Origin of the sequence: Pantoea sp. 18069 (assembly GCF_902706035.1) — a bacterium.
Lineage (GTDB): Bacteria > Pseudomonadota > Gammaproteobacteria > Burkholderiales > Burkholderiaceae_C > Comamonas.
The window spans coordinates 1-14,083 of the sequence record NZ_CACSJA010000044.1; the positions used below are offsets into that span (position 1 = coordinate 1).

General features: G+C 62.1%; 23 protein-coding genes. 11 read left to right on the top strand and 12 right to left on the bottom strand.

Annotated features, from left to right (window positions below; all coding sequences use genetic code 11):
* From GVL12_RS22965 to GVL12_RS23005, 9 genes are all read right to left on the bottom strand, one after another.
* Positions 1-295 (bottom strand): hypothetical protein (locus tag GVL12_RS22965; RefSeq protein ID WP_159917891.1); only part of this gene is annotated, 295 nt, incomplete at its 3' end.
* Positions 296-346: 51 nt separating this feature from the next.
* Positions 347-1,132, bottom strand: coding sequence for a DUF2303 family protein (locus tag GVL12_RS22970; protein ID WP_200844022.1), 786 nt, complete (start codon positions 1,130-1,132; stop codon positions 347-349).
* 73 nt (positions 1,133-1,205) lie between these two features.
* A complete protein-coding gene (locus GVL12_RS22975; protein WP_159917893.1) occupies positions 1,206-1,625 on the bottom strand; it encodes a hypothetical protein in 420 nt (139 codons plus the stop codon).
* A gap of 168 nt (positions 1,626-1,793) precedes the next feature.
* Positions 1,794-2,291 carry a hypothetical protein gene (locus GVL12_RS22980; RefSeq protein ID WP_159917894.1) on the bottom strand — a complete coding sequence of 166 codons (498 nt, stop codon included), beginning with the start codon at positions 2,289-2,291 and terminating at the stop codon, positions 1,794-1,796.
* A gap of 154 nt (positions 2,292-2,445) precedes the next feature.
* Complete coding sequence (locus tag GVL12_RS22985; protein WP_200844023.1) at positions 2,446-2,793, bottom strand: hypothetical protein; 348 nt, start codon at positions 2,791-2,793, stop codon at positions 2,446-2,448.
* A 37-nt stretch (positions 2,794-2,830) separates the two neighbouring features.
* Positions 2,831-3,001, bottom strand: coding sequence for a hypothetical protein (locus GVL12_RS22990; protein WP_159917895.1), 171 nt, complete (start codon positions 2,999-3,001; stop codon positions 2,831-2,833).
* A complete protein-coding gene (locus tag GVL12_RS22995; protein ID WP_159917896.1) occupies positions 2,998-3,390 on the bottom strand; it encodes a hypothetical protein in 393 nt (130 codons plus the stop codon). Before GVL12_RS22995 ends, GVL12_RS22990 begins: the two co-directional genes overlap by 4 nt.
* 392 nt (positions 3,391-3,782) lie before the next feature.
* Positions 3,783-4,259, bottom strand: coding sequence for a hypothetical protein (locus GVL12_RS23000; RefSeq protein ID WP_159917897.1), 477 nt, complete (start codon positions 4,257-4,259; stop codon positions 3,783-3,785).
* A gap of 147 nt (positions 4,260-4,406) precedes the next feature.
* Positions 4,407-4,670 (bottom strand): hypothetical protein, encoded by a 264-nt coding sequence (locus tag GVL12_RS23005; protein ID WP_159917898.1) that lies wholly within the window; start codon positions 4,668-4,670, stop codon positions 4,407-4,409.
* Positions 4,671-5,291: 621 nt separating this feature from the next.
* Between GVL12_RS23005 and GVL12_RS23010 the strand changes: the two genes are divergently transcribed.
* A complete protein-coding gene (locus GVL12_RS23010; protein WP_159917899.1) occupies positions 5,292-5,588 on the top strand; it encodes a type II toxin-antitoxin system RelE/ParE family toxin in 297 nt (98 codons plus the stop codon).
* A complete protein-coding gene (locus GVL12_RS23015) occupies positions 5,585-5,881 on the top strand; it encodes an addiction module antidote protein (RefSeq protein WP_159917900.1) in 297 nt (98 codons plus the stop codon). The genes GVL12_RS23010 and GVL12_RS23015 overlap by 4 nt, the downstream gene beginning before the upstream one ends.
* A gap of 97 nt (positions 5,882-5,978) precedes the next feature.
* Here GVL12_RS23015 and GVL12_RS23020 read toward each other — a convergent pair whose 3' ends face one another.
* Positions 5,979-6,371, bottom strand: a complete 393-nt coding sequence (locus GVL12_RS23020) for a hypothetical protein (protein WP_159917901.1) — start codon at positions 6,369-6,371, stop codon at positions 5,979-5,981.
* 120 nt (positions 6,372-6,491) lie between these two features.
* The gene (locus GVL12_RS23025; RefSeq protein WP_159917902.1) at positions 6,492-7,142 is read right to left on the bottom strand and encodes a LexA family transcriptional regulator; all 651 of its coding nucleotides are present in this window, start codon (positions 7,140-7,142) and stop codon (positions 6,492-6,494) included.
* A 71-nt stretch (positions 7,143-7,213) separates the two neighbouring features.
* On the opposite strand from GVL12_RS23025, the gene GVL12_RS27090 reads away from it, so the two are divergent.
* The 8 genes from GVL12_RS27090 to GVL12_RS23065 all read left to right on the top strand — a co-directional run bounded on the left by GVL12_RS27090 (position 7,214) and on the right by GVL12_RS23065 (position 11,517).
* A complete protein-coding gene (locus GVL12_RS27090; RefSeq protein ID WP_159917903.1) occupies positions 7,214-7,513 on the top strand; it encodes a YdaS family helix-turn-helix protein in 300 nt (99 codons plus the stop codon).
* Between the two features lie 135 nt (positions 7,514-7,648).
* Positions 7,649-7,918, top strand: coding sequence for a hypothetical protein (locus GVL12_RS23035; RefSeq protein ID WP_159917904.1), 270 nt, complete (start codon positions 7,649-7,651; stop codon positions 7,916-7,918).
* On the top strand, positions 7,915-9,006 hold the full coding sequence (locus GVL12_RS23040; RefSeq protein ID WP_159917905.1) for a hypothetical protein: 1,092 nt from the start codon (positions 7,915-7,917) through the stop codon (positions 9,004-9,006). The genes GVL12_RS23035 and GVL12_RS23040 overlap by 4 nt, the downstream gene beginning before the upstream one ends.
* Positions 8,999-9,892 (top strand): hypothetical protein, encoded by an 894-nt coding sequence (locus GVL12_RS23045; RefSeq protein ID WP_159917906.1) that lies wholly within the window; start codon positions 8,999-9,001, stop codon positions 9,890-9,892. The genes GVL12_RS23040 and GVL12_RS23045 overlap by 8 nt, the downstream gene beginning before the upstream one ends.
* The gene (locus GVL12_RS23050; RefSeq protein WP_159917907.1) at positions 9,889-10,431 is read left to right on the top strand and encodes a hypothetical protein; all 543 of its coding nucleotides are present in this window, start codon (positions 9,889-9,891) and stop codon (positions 10,429-10,431) included. The genes GVL12_RS23045 and GVL12_RS23050 overlap by 4 nt, the downstream gene beginning before the upstream one ends.
* The gene (locus GVL12_RS23055) at positions 10,428-10,805 is read left to right on the top strand and encodes a hypothetical protein (RefSeq protein ID WP_159917908.1); all 378 of its coding nucleotides are present in this window, start codon (positions 10,428-10,430) and stop codon (positions 10,803-10,805) included. The genes GVL12_RS23050 and GVL12_RS23055 overlap by 4 nt, the downstream gene beginning before the upstream one ends.
* Positions 10,806-10,819: 14 nt before the next feature.
* Positions 10,820-11,323, top strand: coding sequence for a hypothetical protein (locus GVL12_RS23060; RefSeq protein WP_159917909.1), 504 nt, complete (start codon positions 10,820-10,822; stop codon positions 11,321-11,323).
* On the top strand, positions 11,323-11,517 hold the full coding sequence (locus tag GVL12_RS23065; RefSeq protein ID WP_159917910.1) for a hypothetical protein: 195 nt from the start codon (positions 11,323-11,325) through the stop codon (positions 11,515-11,517). The genes GVL12_RS23060 and GVL12_RS23065 overlap by 1 nt, the downstream gene beginning before the upstream one ends.
* Positions 11,518-11,712: 195 nt before the next feature.
* On the opposite strand, the gene GVL12_RS23070 is transcribed toward GVL12_RS23065, so the two are convergent.
* Entirely contained in the window at positions 11,713-12,207 is a 495-nt protein-coding gene (locus tag GVL12_RS23070; protein ID WP_235033961.1) for a hypothetical protein, read from the bottom strand.
* A gap of 188 nt (positions 12,208-12,395) precedes the next feature.
* Between GVL12_RS23070 and GVL12_RS23075 the strand changes: the two genes are divergently transcribed.
* A complete protein-coding gene (locus tag GVL12_RS23075) occupies positions 12,396-14,078 on the top strand; it encodes a hypothetical protein (RefSeq protein WP_159917912.1) in 1,683 nt (560 codons plus the stop codon).
* Positions 14,079-14,083: the final 5 nt, after the last annotated feature.

A 14,083-nucleotide genomic window follows, 5' to 3' on the forward strand; every position in this document is an offset into this window, starting at 1 on the left:
ACGCACGTTCATCGTCTGGGGTGTTGGCGTTGTGAATGGTGAGGGACGGGATGCCTGGGCAATCCGTGGGAATGCGGTAGGTGGTGCCGCCGGCCCAGGTCTTGGCGGTGGCGGTACCGGGCAGGCCCGGGAGGTGCTCGAGGCCGCGGACGTGGAGCTCGGTATCGCGGAAGACCACGCCCAGGCGCTTGGCAATGCCTGCGACGGTGTCGGAGTGGAATCGTTTGGTGGCTTGCTTGAGGGTCATGCCCCAGCCGTACACCTGGAGGAAGCCTGCGAGGTCGTCGAATTTCATGCTGGGCGCCTGTGATGACCGCCCCCGCGCGAGCGCAGGGGCTGGGAGGGCTTACGCGCTGGGCGTGCCGTTCAGGATGGCCAGGCCGGTGCCTTCTGCGATGCGCGCGCGCAGTTCCTTGACCGCTTCCTCGATGACCTTGTGCGGGCGCACCAGTTCGACCCACATGACGAGGCGGCCGCCTTCTTCGATGCGGTAGCGCAGGCGCACGTCGACGCGCCATTTTTCGCCATTCTCGAAGACTGGCACGCCAATCACGAACAACTCGGGAATGGACAGCTGACCCTGCTGCGCTGAGCCCTGAATTTCTTCGGCGAAGGTGAACTGGTTGGTGCCATCGGACAGGCGGATGCTGCTGGAGAAGTTAACTTTCTTCTTGGCTTCCAGCGTGCGGCAGATCTCGAGCAGCGTGGCGCCATCAGGCTCAACCACGTCGACCAGGTTGTTTTCGATGAACTGGGCGATTTCGACCTGGTTCATCTTCTTGCCGTCGATGCCGGTCCAGGCCTTCCATTCAGGGGCGAGGGGCGCGTTGTACTGCGCCTTGTGGTCGCCCCAGCCGGCGCCGTCCGCATTGTGGTTGAACACCGCGGTGAAGGTGGGCGGGCTGATGGTGCTGAACAAGCGGGTGTAGTCCGTTTTCTGGTCGACCACCACAGCAACGAACGATTCAGCATCGTTCAGCGTGACGGTGCCTTTCTTGCGAAGCGGCTCGAGCATCGTGGTTTCAAAGGTCTTGACATTCATCCCCGATGGGAGGATCAGGACCGGCGCGCCGTTGATGTACTGAACTTTCTGTTGGCTCACGGCTAGGTCAGAGGCCAGCTGCGCAGTCACAGCGGCGTTGGTCTGGGCTTCTTCAATTGCAAAATTATTCATGGTTGTCTCACTTCAAGGGTTGGGAAAGGGGTCAATGGGCGACGACGCGCAACGGCGCGGCCGCTGCTGGAGGCTCGGTGGGCGCCGAGCGCAGCTCGGACTGGGCTTCCGCTTCCTGGTCGGCCGTGCGCAGGCCATCCAGCGTTTGCTGGCGCGGGTTCTCGCGCTGCAGGTTGTTGTCCGGCGTGGCGAACATGAGCGTCTTGCCGCGCGTGGGCGCGGGCAGCTTGGTCTTGACGTCGATGTCGAGTTCGACCTGGCCGGCCTTGCCGCCGATCGGCTTGAATTTGATCTTCAAGGTGATCTCGGCGGCTTTGCCGGTTTCGGTGGCCGCGTGCACGGCGTCATTGATCGCGTCGGTGGCTTCATCCTCGAGGCCGGGGATTTGCTTGAGCACGTCGCTGAACGGCTTGCGTTTGGACTTGAGGGTCGGGTTTTTGATGGCGCTCACGGGGTCTCCATGAAAAAAGCCCACCAGGAGGCGGGCAGGGGGGGGATGAAAGGGGCAGTCAGAAAACCGCCGCCAGCAGCAACATGAGGCCGGCCACGGCAGACGCGTCGCCGATGAAGAACAGGCCTGCGATGAAAAGGAAGACGCCGCGCATGGCTGGTGCGCAGGTCAGGCGGCTTGTTTGGGGAGGCGGGAGATAGCCCAGCTGCAGGCCTGGGCGACGGCGCCGATCTGGCCTTCGGCGGTCAGGCGGTCTGCGTGGCCGGGAAGCAAGCTGTCGCGCAGATCTTCCAGCTCAGTGATCAGCGCAGCGGCTGTGCCCTTGAGCTGTGCGGCCTGGCCGGTGTCGGAGTCGGTCAGTCCTACCGCGCGGCATGCCGACTGGCTGATACCACCGCTGGCCACCAAAGTTTCTTGCGCGGCTTGGTCGGTCCCGCTGTCCTGGGCCGCGGCCGCGGGGCCTTCGGTGGCTTGGCTGTCGCCGTTCGCCTGCTGTGCAGGATTGCAGCCTTGGCAGGCGGGGTCATCGCACTTTCCCGCGAGCAGCGCAGCCAGGAAGGCCGGGGCGCCATTGTCGGTGGCGGCGCGCAGTTTGTTGGCCGCTTCTGGCGTGGACAGAACGAGTGCAAGAAGAGAGATAGCGTTCAAAGGGCTCGGGTTGCGCATGGAGTTTCCAGGTGATGACGAAAAAATGCCCGCTGGGCGCGGGCGGGCGGTGCTGGCGCTCACGGGATGAGCATCGGCGGTTGGGATATGGCGATGGAGAGCAGAAGGCCGAAGGCCATCAGGCCCAGCCACAAGAGGGCAAAAAGCAGTGTTTTCAAGGCGATTCCTTCAAGCAATACACCGTCGTCCCTTCCCACTCGGCATGCATTCCTGGGCAGTTCCAGGCGCCGGCCGCGGCGCGCTTCAAATCTGCTGCGCTGATGCTGATGCTGATGCTGGCGCTGGTCGGCTGGGCCTCGGCGCTGCCGCAGGCGGACATGGCCAGTGTGATCAGCACCAGCATCGCCGCTGCAATCCAGAACGCGGGGCGGTTCGGTACCGGAAAGCGCCGCGGCGACGCCGCCAGGTGTGGATTGAAGGGGAAGGCCTCGGCCATGCCGCGCGAGTACTTCGCGTCGGGCTCGGGGTTGACGTCTGAGGGGAATGTCATGCGGATTGCCATGTCGATCTCCAGATTGAAAAAACCCGCGGGCGCGGGCTTAGATTGCGTCTGCGCTGCACTCGAGCAGCGCGGGGAGTTGGTCCAGCAGCTGCCGGACCCGCTCGGGCGGCCGCGGCGGTGGCGGGGGATGTGGCAGGCCATAGTCCTGGGCCGTGGTGCGTATGACGCGGTGGTGCTGGGCGATGGCAGGGTGGTGGGCGGCGCTCATATCGGGTCGGCCAGCGCGATGCGCTCGACTGGCGCCAGTGCATCGCGTTTGCACTTGCACTTCATGCGCCAGTTGTGGGCCAAATGCTCGAAGCGCATACCGAAGTCGTGCCGGCCGTAAAGCTGGTTCAGCAGCTCATGCACCTCATCCTGGGGGCGGGCATCGAAACGCAGCAGCTGCAGCGCCATGTCCAGATCCTTGGTGTCGAGGCGGCGCAACTCGGTCAAGTCGAAGGGGAAGCGCGAGCCGCTGTAGAGCCCCAGCAGCAGTTGGGCCGCGACGTGGGCTGTGCTGTGGCTGTGGCCATCGGCCAGAATAAAGAAGTGGACCAGGATGTGCAGAGGATCCCGGGCGGGTGTGGGTGCAGGTGCTGATGCTAATGCAGCCATGACGAACTCCAAGAGGGCGAAGAAAAGCCCGCGCGCTGGCGGGCCGGTGGATAAAGAGCCGCGTGGTGCCCGGTAAAGAGAGAGGGAGGGCGGAGGTGCCGGGCGCGGCTGAAAACGAGAAAGCCCACGTGCGCGGGCTCGGTGATGAAGAAGGCGGAAGGGCCCCTCATTGCCATTCCTGACCAGTGCGTCGCGGTCTGTTGCGAAGCTGGCTTGACCATCATTGAAGCGGGCTGGGCTTGATTCCAGCTGTCGAAAAACCGCGTGTCGCGCTTGTGCTTCGCTTCACTCTACGGCCCGCGTGTCCATCCACGCCGCCGCTTCAATGATGGCCCGGGCGCTGGGCCCGGACAGGTTCGAGATGCCGGCGAGCAGTGCGCCAGGCAGGAGGATTAAACAGGTGTTGAGCCCTTGCCCTGGGCCGCTTCAATTGCTGCTTGCAACTCCGGGCCTCCGTCGTTCCCCAGTGGAATGCCAAGGCGGGCTGATATGCCAACAAGCATCTCGGCCTTCTCCTGCACAGACTGGCCACCTTCTTCGCTGGTGGCTGGGCTCTCGGCCTGGGGCTGCTCGTTCTCGGCCCAGTCGTCACCGCCTGGCATTGCCCAGTCCATGTAGGTGACCTCACCGTCGTCGTCCTGGTCCCGGCACTGGCCGAACAGGTTGTTGAACCACTCTCGCTTGGTCATCAGGCGAAAGCCATCGGGCATTTCCTCGCTTGCGAACTTGGCAACGCGATCGCGCAGTTCCTGTTCCGTCGGATACGCGCCATGGCCCATCCCGATGGTCACGGTCCCGATTTTTCCCTGCCCGTCGGTGATGCTGATCTTCAGATCGACCTCAATCGGGGCTTGCAGCTTTTGTGTCACGTTGATCTCCTTGAAAAAACAAAAGCGCCGACCCGCGACGCTTTCGATTTGCCCCTGATAACGCTCAGGTGGCTGGCGCTGCTTGCGCAGTTGAGCCGCGCAAGAAAAAGCCGCCTCAATGGGCGGCCTGTGAAGTTCATCGAGTTGTCAGTGCATGGTGGCTATCGTGACTATAAAAATCGCAGCTACGACTGCAATCATGAAATTTGCAGACCCTGAGAAGCCGTTCTTCTTCACGAGAATCTTGTAGATTCCATAGGCGATGGCGAATATTGCTAGAAGCATAGGTATCGTGAGCTCGCCATCCGCGCTTGCGCCATCCTCATGCAAGAGATTTCCGCCTCTCCCCACTTGCGCCCAAGCCGCCATCGGCGCAAAGGCGGCGAACAGTGCTGCACAAAGTTTTCGCATGTTTCCCCCCTCAGTTTTGAAAGAGTCAATGGTATCGGCACAACCTCGAAATTGAGAAGTAGCGATGCACTGAAAGCGAGCTGTTGTTAATAGCAAAAAACACTCCTTGAATGCTCTTTGGTATCCACCGTGACTTTCCGGTGTGTCAGCGCTCGCGCGCCGGCCGTTGTTTTTCTTGGCCTTCCGTTATGCCTCACCCCCGTTTGAACCCAGGGTCTGGTTCGCAGGCATCGGGGGCCACAGGTGCCGCCCCCACATCTCGTTCGCGGTGCCGATCCCCTCCGGGGGCAGAGCGCTACTAGCCTTTGCGTGCGTTGCCTGTTTGGCCTGTGGGTTGTCCCATCTGTTTTTGCCGCAGCCGACATGTCGCTGCCGCCTTGTGTTTACCCAGCCGTGCGTGCTGCAGGAGCGTGGAGTGCCGGCCGATGTCGTGCCACCCATCGCCATGTGTTTGGCGACGGATGAATAATCACATAAGTGATTAAATTAGTCAACACTAAAGTGATTTTATTGGTGATGCCCATGCAATCAACTCTTGCCCGCTTCAGGCGGATAAGACAAAAGCCACTCGGAGGTGGTGCTTTGCTTGCATGCTGTAGCCGAACGGATACAATCAACTGCATGTACAGCGTCATCGAAACTGAGTGCTTTGCCGAATGGGTGGACGGTCTGCGCGACATGCCGACCCGCATCCGCTTGCGCCGAAGAGTGGGCAAGGCAAAGCTCGGCAATCTGGGCGACGTCAAGGCCGTGGGCGATGGCGTCTGGGAAATGCGGGAGTTCTTCGGCCCCGGATGGCGGATGTACTACGTGCAGCGCGGCGACGTGCTGATCGTGATGCTGGGCGGCGGCGACAAGTCCAGCCAGGAGCGGGACATTGAAGCCGCGAAGGCGATGGCCAAGGAGATAGATCTATGAGCAACATCAAGACCCGGCCGTTCGATATGGCCAACTACCTGAATAACGAAGAGGAAATCGCGGAGTACCTGCGCCAGGTTCTGGAAGACAACAACCCGGCTGAGCTGGCTGCTGCTCTGGGCGATATTGCCCGTGCGCGAGGCATGACGCAGCTGGCGCGGGACACTGGACTGTCCCGTGAAAGCCTCTACAAAAGCCTCTCGGGCGAGCGTGCACCAAGCTCTGACACGCTGTTCAAGGTCATTCACGCCATGGGGTTCAAGCTCTCTCTGGAGCCGCTGGCCCACGCGTGATTCTCGTTCTGGGCTGCTTGTAGAAAAGCGACCTAAGAAATGCTGACAGGGTAGGTCGGCGTCGAAAGAGGTGCAGAGTTAAAAATAGACATGCACATCACTTGACCCAATTCTCAAAATCAAGGTTGAGCTGTCTGCAGGATCTTGCTATTTGCTCGTAACTTGTGTTTTCCACAAGAGACTGCCGCTTGAAGGCCAGGGGGCTCTCATGTAGTTCGGTGAACGCATAGTAGGCCGTATAGATGGGATGGGAAGGGTTGCCGCCTGATCTCTGTAGGATCTCTTGAATTGACATGCGCAGCACCTGGCGGCCAGTTCCACTTCTGGTGAATTCGTCGCAGCGTTCCATCATCTCGAGGACCTGCTTCGATGGAATGGATGTGCCTTGACTCTTCACGCATTTCGCCCCAAGCATGCAAGAAGGGCTGAAGGCAATTGCATTTGAGCAGGCCGCCATTAATGCAAATACAGCTATTGCAGTTTTGGACACTTCATCGTTCCTACAGTTTTTTAGCGTGCTGACACAGCGGGTGCAGATGTCATTGTGTTCGGCCTGGAGTCTGAGCGTCTTGAATGCGTGTTCGCAAATACGACAGGCAGGCATGATTTGTCACCCGTCTTCCCACTTGCCCAGCACGGTTCCCAGCACCCTGAAATGATCACGGATAGGTTCGTGTGATGGATTCAGTGGCTGCAGCCACTGCCGGCCGTCTTCGTTTTTGTAAACCTTAAAGGTCACCTCATGCTCAGCGCCTGGGCTGTCCATGCAGGCCACGATACGGTCACCGTTCGAAGGGTTGCGGCGCTCCGGATCCACAAAGATGAAGCAGCCTTCGGGATAGGTGCGTGTATTGCCGTGTGCTGCCGTCATCGAATCACCGCGCACGCGCAGTGCAAACGTCGCTGGGCTATGGCCCACGGGGCAATCCATCCAGCGTTCAACGTCATCGGGATCAAGTGAAATATCGGCTTCACACCACTCGCCGGCGCGCACCCACGAGATCAGCGGCACTTTTCCGCGCAAGTCCGGGCCAGGTTCGACGTTCGATTTGCTTGGGCGATCAGCGGTGCCGCGAAGGTAATCAGGGCTGACGCTCAAGATGCGCGCGATGTCGATCACGCTGTCGCCGTAGCCTCGCGTATCGCGCTCAATGTTGCCGATTGCGCCTTGGCTTTTAAGGCCTGCAGCGGCCGCAAGCGCGCTCTGGGTAAGGCCTTTGGCCTCCCGAAGACGCTTCAGGCGTTGTCCAAGTGTTTCCATTATCAGATTCCATCACTTTTGTGAATCACTTTGGTGTTGACTCTGCGAATCACTTAAGTGATGATTGAGGGATGAAAGCACTTGATATAGCAATCGAACGGGCGGGAGGCGTAGGGCGGCTTGCTGTAGCAATTGGCGTCGGCCAATCTGTTATCAGCAACTGGCGAGCAAGGGGCACCAAACCGGATCCCGTGCATTGCGTCGCCATAGAGCGCTTCACCGCCGTTTCCCGACAGAACCTTCGCCCTGACGACTGGCAGCAGATCTGGCCCGAGCTGGCGGCCCAGCCAAGCGAAACACTCTTTACACAGCCCCCCGGCCCTGCTGCCGACGCAGCGCCGCCAGTTGCCCAGGAGTGCACCCATGACTGAAGCACCAAGCGCCGGAGAGGATGAAGCCCAAGATCCTGGCAGGCCCGGCGCGGGCCATTCCTCTGCATATCCAGGCGCAGCTATCTCTGGGTGGCTGAGCCTGCTCGCGCCCCTGCACACCGTGAGAACGACTTCATGAACCATGACACAGACATCCCCATGTTCGCCCGAAGCAGGCACGGCACGGCCGCCAGCACGGCAATGGAGCTGCGCGGGCAGTGCCCGAGCCACATCGTGGCCGCGCTCGACGCGCTGGCCATGGCCCGGGGCCTGGACCGGAACGCCTACGTGAATTCGGTTCTGAGTGCTCATGTGCAGGAGGAAGTTGACAGGGCCAGTGTCTTGGTTCGGACGCTGCGGGGCAATCCGCTGCTGTCGGATGGAGTCGGAGGCACATCGGAATGAGCCTGTCCCATTCGCTGGCGAACGTGGGCCGCGCTGTCGCCTACTACCCAACGCTGTCCAAGTTCTTTGGCAGCATCAATGCATCAATCTTTTTTACCCAGTTGCACTACTGGCAGAGCCGCACAAGCGACGAGCGCGGCGTGCATAAGACAGCGGATCAGTGGACGGAAGAGACCGGACTGTCGTACCGCGAACAGGCCACCGCGCGCCAGCACTTGGTGAAGCAAGGCTTTCTGATCGAGACGCCTGAACGCCTGAAACACCGCATCTATTTCCGCCTGGATTTGCTGGCGCTGGACGCCTCTTTCGAGGCATGGACGAAAGCGCAATTCGCGAACGACGAAAACGCAATTGGGGAAATGCGGAAAGCGCAATCCGCGGAAGACGTTTTGCGCAGTTCGCCAAGTGCGGCAAACGCAGTTGGCGGACTGACAAAAACGCATTCCGTTAATAAAGAAAAGATTACTACAGAGATTACTGCAGAGACTACTGCAGAGAGTGTTGTGACCCCCCCCCGTAAACGGCGGAAGGTCACCCCCAAAAAGGCGCCTGCACCCAAGCCGCAACCGAAGAAGGCGGCGAAGGTCGACGTTGAACCAGCGCCGTCCGTGCCGATGCTCATCACGGCGGGCAACGGGACTGTTTACGAAATCCCGGGCGAGCTGCGTTACCCCGGAGAGGGCACCAAGACGCACAAGGCTTGGATTGCCTACGCCATTGCGTACCACGGCCGGTACCACTCCTGGCCCGTGTGGAATGGCACGGTCGGCGGCCAGATCTCGAACTTCATCGAGCGTGTCGGCATCGAGCGCGCGCCGCGGATCGCCGTGCATTACGTGCGACGCGTCCATGAGGAATTCGTGGTCAAGCAGATGCACCCGGTGAAGCTGCTGCAGTCGGACGCTGAGAAGTGGGCCACCCAGTGCGATACCGGCCGGACTGTGACGTCGGAGGGTGCGCGCCAGCTGGACCGCACCGCCACCAACGCCAACACCGCCGAAGGCGCGGTAGCGAAGGCCATTGCCTTGGTGAAGGCGCGCCGCGCCCGCGAGGCCGCAGCAGGCCAGGAAGGTGGCGCAGATGCTTGATGAACAAGGAATCGCATGGCTGATGGGCGAGCTTGTGGCCACGGCAGAAGCGACGGGGCAAACGATCAGCGAGAACACTGTGACGTTGATGGCTGCGGATCTGGCGTCGTTCCCCCAGTCCCAGCTGCGCATGGCGCTGAGCCGCACACGCAAGGAGTGCACGGGCAAGCTGACGCTGAAACTCATCCTGGACCAGTTGGACGTCGCTCAGGGCCGGTTGGCCGGCAATGAGGCCTGGGCGCTGGCGCTGCGCGCCCGGGAAGAGCGCGACACCGTGGTGTGGACGGACGAAGTGGCGCAGGCCTGGGCTGTGGCTGCGCCGATGGCGAGCGGCCGCGACCTGGTTGGTGCGCGCATGGCGTTCAAGGATGCCTACGAGCGGATCACCCAGAACGCCCGCGACACGTTCAAGCGCCCCGAGCCGCAGATTGCGGTGGGCTGGGACAACGCGCAGCGCATTGCCGTGGTCACAGAGGCGCACAACGACGGACGGATACCTCTGGCGCTTGCGCTACGGGTGGTAGGGTCGCATGAAGTGGCCCAGGTAAGGGGGCGGCTAGTCCCTGTTGCTTCGGGCGGCTTGCAGGTCGGCTACGACGGTCAAGGCGTGCCGTTCAAACTGCCAGCGCCAGCTGCGGGCGCCGGGATGCTGGCGCTGGGCGGGCCCCAGGGGGCGCTGCCCGCGGTGATGAATTCCGGACTGCTGGCGCCGAACGTGGCCCAGCGCATCCGCGAGATTCAGGCCAGCGCGGTGATCACCGACCGCAAGAAGAAGCGGCGGGCGTCGGCGCAGGCGCGGCTCGAGCGCTGGAAGCTCGGCCAGGCGAAACGTGCAGCGAATGAAGCAGTGGCCCAGCGGCTGGCGCAGGAGGCCGGGACAACATGAGGACCATCGAAGAAATCAAGGGCCGGTGCTTCATCACAGAGGATGGGCATTGGCTGTGGAAGGGCGCGCTGCGTCCGGATGGCCGTCCCAACATTCACGCCCCCGACTACACACGCGGCGATGGAGGGATGCAGACCCAGTGCGGTACGCGCGCGGTATGGCACTGCGCCAACCAAAAGCCCGTCCCGCCTGGCTACCGCGTGATTGGCACATGCAGCGAGAAAGCTTGCTGCAACCCGCGGCACGTTGCGTGCGTGAGCGAATCCGAATTTGGGGAGCGCCTGCGCAAGACCGGCGCTTACAAAGGCAAGACCACCCGCATTCTGGCGAATCGCGCGATCGGTCGGAAGCGCTCGGTGTTCACGCCTGAGCGCATCGCCTACATCCAGGCCAGCACAAAGACCGGGATCGAGCTTGCTGCAGAGCTTGGCATCAGTAAGTCGTCGATCAGCAAGGCGCGCCGCGGCCAGCTGGTGGTGTTTGCAGGCGGCGCTGCTGCAGGCATGTTCCAAGGATTGATGCAGCGGGGTGCAGCATGAGCCAGCTCCCCGGAAATGGCGGGCGTTTGGAAGTGACGCTTCCCTGGCCGCCGATAAGCCTGAGCCCGAACACTCGGCAGCACTGGAGTGCGCTGGCGCGCGCGAAGAAGGCCTACCGCCAGGCTTGCGCCATGCAAGCGCGTGTCCAGGGCCTGCGGAAGATCGACGCGACTCGTTTGCATGTGGCGCTGCTCTTTGTTCCTCCAAACCGTCGCGCATTCGACCTCGACAACCTGCTCGCCCGCATGAAGTCTGGGCTTGACGGGTTGGCCGATGTGCTGGGCGTGGACGACAAGGACTGGAAGCTGACGATCGACAAAGCCGACTCCATCGGCGGCATGGTGCAGGTTGTGATAACGGAGGTGAATCCGTGAAGCGGGGCGCGCCTATGAGGCGCACCGGCTTCGCGCGCCGCGTGGCTGGCGCTGCCAGCAGCCCTGTGAACACGCGCGAGGAGCGACTGGCGAGCCGCGCGGCGCGCGCGATGGCTGAGGTCGTGCCTACGGCCTCTTCTATTGCGCCCGTTACGGCCGCATGCGTGCCGGTGCTCAAGGCGATGCTGGTGGACAGTAAGCCTTATCGCCGAGTTGTCGCTGGTCTGGCGTGTATGTGGTGCGGTCTCCAGGGTTCCAGCCAGCACGCGCACTTGAACCGCGGCAAGGGCTTGGGCCTGAAAACCGACGACCGCACAGGCTTCCCGCTGTGCGCCAGCCGCCCAGGCGTCGAAGGTTGCCATGTTGCCTACGACCAGTACCGGCTGGTGGAGGGCGGCAACGAGGCCCACCACGCCTACGGCCTGGAGTGGGGCCGAATCACCCGCGCCGAGATCCTTTCCCTTGGCCTCTGGCCCATCAATCTGCCGCTGTGGCAGGAAACAACATCGAGCAAGTAATGGCCAGTTCCCCCTACATGTACAAACGTTTCATCCTGCCGTCCGGCAAAGTGGTTGAGGTTCGTGGCGTAGAGCAGGGCGCAAACCCTGAAGTCGCGGTGCGAGAAGTGAACGAGCACGATCAGCTGGCGCCGCGGGAGGATACCCTCACACTGCGGTTTCTCCTGACCCGTTGCAAGAAGGCACTGTCATGAGCCAGGTGCCGGAAACTAAGCCCTCTGCCTGGCCTGACGGTACGCCGCGCAGCCAGGGCAATGCATTCGCGGTGCTCTACAGCCAGCGCGTGGCGCGCGCCGCGGGCGAAGACAGCCTAGCGCGCAAGCCGCGGGCTGGAGGAAAACAGCTGCCTTTCAGTCTGCCAGGGACCCGCTGCCGGAGCTGAGAGCTCTCTACTGGCCGCGGCTGGAAGTTAACTCGTTTGCCCCAGCGGGAGGCTTCCATCCCCGGCCGATGCCCGCGGCATCAAGGTCATCAAAAGACTTCAGTTGCGGGCCGCCACCTGGCACCGTATATAGCCTTGGTTCTTTCGACCCGTCATTTGCGGGGCTCATGGGCGCGAGGGCAGAAGGTTGCTGGTTTCTCGCCTTCTCGGCAGTCACGATTTCTTCATATATGGATGCGTCCGAGAGCCGCGCGTTCTCCGCAGTCTGACGTGCTCCTAGGGAGTTAATCCATGGCCCAACCGTTCCCAAGACGACGAAGATCCAGGCCAAAACGAAAAAACGTGTTGGCCATGCATTTCTTGCGTGCTTAGTGAAAAAGAGTGCGTACAAGGCAAACGCCGCGCCTGCGATTGCCAGGGGAGCGAGCCAAGCAGTCAGCCAATAGCTTATCGAATCGCCGCTGTAGTAAATCAGCGGATTGGCCAACGTGACGATCGCCATTCCAACTATGTGGCGGCAAAAGATCAGTGCGCGGGGTGTTGGTGAAGTCTCGGCTGCCTGCATTCTTCCCTCTCCTATGTGAGGGAATGTATCAGACACCGCCCGTACCCCCTTGAATTCGGCATGGTGCTGTCGTTTCATAGCGCGCGCCGGGGCCGGTGTGTGTGCCTGCGGTGGAGCAGGGATACATGACCAGTCCAATCATTGCCTTTTTGGCCGGCGCCGGTTCCGGCTACCTGAAGCAGCGCAACGTCGAGGATGAGCGCAAACGCGATACGGAAGACCAGAAGTGGAGAAATGAGCAACGTGACCGCCAGCGCCGAGCCGACGCAGATGCTGATGCGCTGAATACTTCCCTGAAGCAGGCTCAGGCGCCGGCCGAGGTAGTGGAAGGCCCGCTGGGCGACCAAAGCGCAGGCCCACCGATTCCGGCAGGGCTTGGTCAGGCCTCTGCGGCGCCGATTGCTGGGCAATTGGGTTCCAGTGGTGGTGCCCCCGCCGTGCAGCGGCAAACTTCCGGCGCGCCAGTCGCCGGTCAAATGGGGAGTCAGGCCGCAGCGCCTGCAGCGCCCCAGGCATTTCGCATGGTCGCGCCGGGAGGGGTGAACAAGACATTCAGCTCGGTCGCGGAGGCCCAGGCTGCGGCAAAGGAATATTCCAGCCCCGAAGCCGCGAACGCCCGTTTTGTGGCGGCATATCGCGGCTCGGGCCACATTGACAAGGCCGTGGAGTTGGAGCGCAACCTGATGCAGGGCCAGGCCGCAAAGCTGCAACTGGACGAAGCCACGCAGGCGCGGGCTGATAGGGCTTGGGACCAGGGCCTGACGGCCGCGGCCACCAGTGCAGACGCGCTGGCGCAGTACTTCAGCGGCTCGCCTGTCGTTGGCGGCAACCAGGTGAAGGCCGTGCCCGCGGCCGACGGCAAGACAGTGCAATTTGTCTCGCTGGGCGCCGACGGAAAGCAAACCCCGCTTTACCAGCCGGTGGACAGCAACCCGGCGAGCTGGGCGCCGTTGCTCACGCAGATGTCGCGCAGCCTGGCGCCCGAGGCGCGCCTGCAGCACATGTACCGCATCGACGAATCGCGCCGCCAGCAGGTCAACTCAGACCGCGATTACGAATTCAAGAAGCAGGTTCACGCCGATGACCGCGACTACAAGAGCCGCATGCTGGCGCTGCGCACCACAGCGGCCGGTGCTGCTGGCAAAGGGGGGGCGGCAGCGCCAGCCGCTTTTGACCCGCTGTCCGACTTCGATTCCAAACAGGCCCGTAAGGGCGCGATGGATCAGGCGCTGGACGAGGCCAAGAACAGCGCCAGCGGTCAGCCGGTGAGCGAGAAGGAAATTGCTGCGCGGGCCCAGGCTATCTATGCCGGGATGCGCGATGCGGCAGCCGCTGACAACACCATTCGCCAACGAGCGGAGGTTTTTGCCGCGGAGGCGCAAGACGCAAAAACGCCAGAGGCAGTCCAGATCGTCAAGGAACGCGCCATGCAGATAGGACTCACCGAGGCCGAAATGGCGCGCATCGATTCACGCTTTGCGCCAGCTCCGAGCGAGAAAAAAGAGTCTGCAGCGCCGCAGAGCAGCAGCGGCGCGAAGTCGGTCGAATCGGCGCCAAAACGCGAACCGTCGCCTGGACGCCCGCCATCTCCGCCGCCCCTGAATCAAGCCGTTCAGCAGCCAAACGCCAGCGATCGGCTGCAAGCTGCCGTGACCCGTGCTGAAGCTCGCAAACGCCAGGCTGCCGAGGAGCAGCAAGCCTCCTTCATCGCGGCCCAAGAATATGAAGCACGGAAGGTGGCCGAGCGCCGCCGGATCGCTGCGGGCATGGACGAACTCAAGCGCAACGCTGCCGCGCGCATTCAGTAAGGGGA

Excerpts from the sequence above, each read along its gene's own strand:
- GVL12_RS22980 (WP_159917894.1), bottom strand. The coding sequence starts at position 2,291 with ATGCGCAACCCGAGCCCTTTGAACGCTATCTCTCTTCTTGCACTCGTT.
- GVL12_RS22985 (WP_200844023.1), bottom strand. The coding sequence starts at position 2,793 with ATGGCAATCCGCATGACATTCCCCTCAGACGTCAACCCCGAGCCCGAC.
- GVL12_RS22990 (WP_159917895.1), bottom strand. The coding sequence starts at position 3,001 with ATGAGCGCCGCCCACCACCCTGCCATCGCCCAGCACCACCGCGTCATA.
- GVL12_RS22995 (WP_159917896.1), bottom strand. The coding sequence starts at position 3,390 with ATGGCTGCATTAGCATCAGCACCTGCACCCACACCCGCCCGGGATCCT.
- GVL12_RS23005 (WP_159917898.1), bottom strand. The coding sequence starts at position 4,670 with ATGCGAAAACTTTGTGCAGCACTGTTCGCCGCCTTTGCGCCGATGGCG.
- GVL12_RS23010 (WP_159917899.1), top strand. The coding sequence starts at position 5,292 with ATGTACAGCGTCATCGAAACTGAGTGCTTTGCCGAATGGGTGGACGGT.
- GVL12_RS23015 (WP_159917900.1), top strand. The coding sequence starts at position 5,585 with ATGAGCAACATCAAGACCCGGCCGTTCGATATGGCCAACTACCTGAAT.
- GVL12_RS23025 (WP_159917902.1), bottom strand. The coding sequence starts at position 7,142 with ATGGAAACACTTGGACAACGCCTGAAGCGTCTTCGGGAGGCCAAAGGC.
- GVL12_RS27090 (WP_159917903.1), top strand. The coding sequence starts at position 7,214 with ATGAAAGCACTTGATATAGCAATCGAACGGGCGGGAGGCGTAGGGCGG.
- GVL12_RS23035 (WP_159917904.1), top strand. The coding sequence starts at position 7,649 with ATGAACCATGACACAGACATCCCCATGTTCGCCCGAAGCAGGCACGGC.
- GVL12_RS23040 (WP_159917905.1), top strand. The coding sequence starts at position 7,915 with ATGAGCCTGTCCCATTCGCTGGCGAACGTGGGCCGCGCTGTCGCCTAC.
- GVL12_RS23045 (WP_159917906.1), top strand. The coding sequence starts at position 8,999 with ATGCTTGATGAACAAGGAATCGCATGGCTGATGGGCGAGCTTGTGGCC.
- GVL12_RS23050 (WP_159917907.1), top strand. The coding sequence starts at position 9,889 with ATGAGGACCATCGAAGAAATCAAGGGCCGGTGCTTCATCACAGAGGAT.
- GVL12_RS23055 (WP_159917908.1), top strand. The coding sequence starts at position 10,428 with ATGAGCCAGCTCCCCGGAAATGGCGGGCGTTTGGAAGTGACGCTTCCC.
- GVL12_RS23060 (WP_159917909.1), top strand. The coding sequence starts at position 10,820 with ATGAGGCGCACCGGCTTCGCGCGCCGCGTGGCTGGCGCTGCCAGCAGC.
- GVL12_RS23065 (WP_159917910.1), top strand. The coding sequence starts at position 11,323 with ATGGCCAGTTCCCCCTACATGTACAAACGTTTCATCCTGCCGTCCGGC.
- GVL12_RS23070 (WP_235033961.1), bottom strand. The coding sequence starts at position 12,207 with ATGGCGATCGTCACGTTGGCCAATCCGCTGATTTACTACAGCGGCGAT.
- GVL12_RS23075 (WP_159917912.1), top strand. The coding sequence starts at position 12,396 with ATGACCAGTCCAATCATTGCCTTTTTGGCCGGCGCCGGTTCCGGCTAC.